Genomic DNA, 3,439 nt, shown 5'->3' with positions numbered 1-3,439 from the left:
ATGATGGAATAAAAGAATACAGGAGCCGTATACGAGGCCCGTACGTACGGTTCTGTGAGAGGGATGAGGCAAAAGCCTCACCCTACTCGATATTGCTGGTATTTATTATTACCATTTATTGCCGGTATTTATTGCGATTATGTCTTATTGATATGTAGTGTATTCAAGTATTGCTGCTCTTTTAAGCTTTCCCCTTAACTTGCATCATTACGCTCAATGCTTTGTAAAATCCATTGTCCAGACCTAAAGGATAAATGACAAACACTAGCATTATGGACGTTAAACATTCGTGGTGCATCCACTGGAATTCGCAGGATTTTTTTAATTAACATTACTATTGATAAACCATGCGTCATTACTGCAATCGACTGATCTTGATGCTGCTTGTTCAGCGCATTAATTTTATCAAACAGGCGTGTTTGCACCTCGGCTAAAGTTTCTCCCTCGCCAATTCTATAACCTAATTCAGCCGAAAATAAACGAGTCAGCTTCTCTCTATCTTTATCCGTTAGTTGGCGTTTTGCTTGGCCATCCAAATAATCATAACTAATTTCACGAAGTTGAGGGCAAGTTTGTAACGGCAATTGCTTTGCCTTAGCAAGCGGCGTAGCTGTGGCGACTGCTCGGCCTAAATCGCTACTATAAAATTGCTGTAACGGAATATCATTAAAATAACTAATTAGATTAGATGCTTGTAGATGGCCTGTTTCAGTCAAAGGGCTATCGGAATGACCTTGAAAATAGCCAAGTTGGTTAAATAATGTTTCACCGTGGCGAATTAAGTATAAATCAGTCATCGTAACCTCTCCTCAGAATAAACGTTTATTAACGTCTCTTAGGGTTTACTCAGTTATCGTTCTGTTTTTGCTGCGAGTTATTATCAGTATTGATCTTGGTACATTGCGATACTACGCTGAAATAAGTCTCTAATTCAAGAGGGTGGAATATCTTAAGAAGCTCTATCATAAACCCGATCATAAACATCAAATAAATACACAATTCCAGCGACAAAGAACGGCCTACCATCTTCTATTTATTTCACAGAGGAATTCCCCCTAAAAAAGGCAAATAGTGTATCCTTAGCCGATAATTTTTAGTAGAAAAGATAGTTGCAGTTAAAGCCTATTGATTCAATATTTTATAACAAATGACTCTAAAAAATGAAGCAAAGACAGGAATAATTAATCTCGAACGCTTCAAAACAATATTGAGTCAAAATACCAAGTAGCAAAATTAACTGTGTTTAAGGTGAACAATGTTTGATGTAATTATTATTGGCGCAGGTGCGTCAGGTTTGATGTGTGCAATTGAAGCGGGTAAACGTGGCCGTAAAGTATTACTCATTGAACACGCAAAGCGTATTGGCCAAAAAATAATAATGAGTGGTGGTGGACGTTGTAATTTTACCAACTTATATGTAGAGCCGAGTAGTTTTCTATGCAGTAATCCACACTTTGTAAAATCCGCATTAAGCCGATACACACAGTGGGATTTTATTGCGCTGGTGGACAAACATAATATCAGCTGGCATGAACGCGATCACGGGCAACTATTCTGTGATGATAGCGCAAAGCAAATAGTAAAAATGCTATTAGATGAAGCACAAGCTGCTGGTGTAGCTATTAAAACGCAATGTGAAGTCATCGACCATCAGCAGATAGCTGACAACGACTTTGCTGTACAAACCAACCAAGGTGATTTTAAATGCCAGTCATTAGTAGTTGCAACGGGGGGGCTGTCACTGCCTAAACTCGGTGCGACTCCTTTTGCTTATCAATTGGCTGAAAAATATAACTTACCTGTAAAGCCGACTCGTGCAGGATTAGTACCTTTCACATTACAACCGGTGCTCAAAGATAAGCTCGTTGAATTATCTGGAATTAGTTTTCCTGCTACAGCCACCGCGATAAAAAAAGGTGCGTCAAAGAAAGACCATCCAATGAGTTTTAGTGAAGCGCTATTATTTACACACCGCGGCTTAAGTGGTCCTGTTATTTTACAGATATCAAACTACTGGCAAGCTGGTGATACCATCTTAATAGATCTATTACCCAGTCAGGATCTGCAAAGTTTATTGATACAAACACAACAAGATCGCCCTGAACTAGCCCTTAAAACACTGCTGTCTCAACACCTACCTAAACGCGTGGTGGAGTGTTTGTTAGGATTGGCCGAAATTGAAAGTCGCCCGTTAAAACAGTTCAATGAAAAAGAGCTACAACAAGTTGTGGCGTTATTCCATCAATGGCAACCGTTAATTAATGGTACCGAAGGGTATAGAACGGCAGAAGTGACACTAGGTGGTGTTGATACCGATGTGATCTCCTCTAAAACCATGGAATGTAAATCCGTTAAAGGCCTATATTTTGTTGGGGAAGCAATGGACGTGACCGGTTGGCTCGGCGGCTTTAATTTTGCATGGTGTTGGAGCTGCGGCTGGGCAGCAGGTCAAGATGTTTAATTGTAGCAAAGCATTATAAATTTAGACAAATTAACGTTTGTCTAAATTTACCTGTGGTAGTTAGAAGGAGAACATGTCTATTGACTTATGCTTGTATAATTCTTTAGTTGTTAGGTTCAACTACTTCCAAAAAGCCTAAGATCGCTTTCAATGTCGAGCGTAATTAGCTAAATTGCTTTAGCCCCAATGTACATCAGAGATGAACATTAATTTGTAAAGGCAAAAGGCAACATCTGCCCCTATTCCTTTATGATCCTCTTCGCAGTTTCCGGTGGTGCCAGCCAGTCTATATTTAAGTAGGTATGGATTATTTAGAGGTAATCAATATTTGGGTGCGATTCAATCTCAGATACCTAATATTACGGTTGAGTAATTTTTGCCACAAATTTATAGTAGACAAAGTCGTTCTGGGGTAAAAACGACCTAGATAATTTATTACTGGATACAAAAAAGCTATTATTTAAATAACCTCAATTGCAGCGTTTAACTAGTTTTATTGTAAATGAATATTAAATAAGTTTAAAAATCTTTCATACTTTCAATTTTCCCTTCCCCGCGGAGAGCTTTACCAAGCCCTGATGATATTTCATTAAATTCATCCATAACCTGTTGGTAACCATAACCACTAGGGAGAGTCCAATAAACACAATTGGATAAAGGTGGAGTGCCCTCTAGTAATTCCAATTGCAACCTAGCTTTATGTTCTTTAGCAACAAAGCGTATTTGATATTCAGAATAGCAAGGTTTGATATAAAAATCTGATCGTATTTTCCAAGAAACGATACCTTTGCCAATTATAGTTCCTTGAATCTGACTAGAAGTACGAAGAACAGCTTTACTATTATTATATGCTGATGCAAAATAATTATTTGCCCTATTCCATAATCAGGGCTAAATCATGAAAAGCCTAAAAAATGAACAGCGTTTTTATAAAAATAAAGTGACAGATATCGCACGATCATTCTTATCACAATGATC

2 protein-coding genes are annotated in these 3,439 nt (G+C 38.1%); one reads left to right on the top strand and one right to left on the bottom strand.

Annotation, left to right across the window (positions count from 1 at the left end):
- Nucleotides 1-194 precede the first annotated feature (194 nt).
- Nucleotides 195-797: a histidine phosphatase family protein gene (locus H592_RS0111415; RefSeq protein WP_028868885.1), complete on the bottom strand. Its 603-nt coding sequence runs from the start codon at nt 795-797 to the stop codon at nt 195-197.
- Nucleotides 798-1,255: 458 nt separating this feature from the next.
- Between H592_RS0111415 and H592_RS0111410 the strand changes: the two genes are divergently transcribed.
- Nucleotides 1,256-2,461: a BaiN/RdsA family NAD(P)/FAD-dependent oxidoreductase gene (locus H592_RS0111410; RefSeq protein ID WP_028868884.1), complete on the top strand. Its 1,206-nt coding sequence runs from the start codon at nt 1,256-1,258 to the stop codon at nt 2,459-2,461.
- Nucleotides 2,462-3,439 lie beyond the last annotated feature (978 nt).

Source organism: Psychromonas arctica DSM 14288 (assembly GCF_000482725.1).
Classification (GTDB): Bacteria; Pseudomonadota; Gammaproteobacteria; order Enterobacterales; family Psychromonadaceae; genus Psychromonas; species Psychromonas arctica.
Note: the sequence above shows the minus strand (reverse complement) of the source record. Positions and strands in the feature narration are given on the sequence as shown.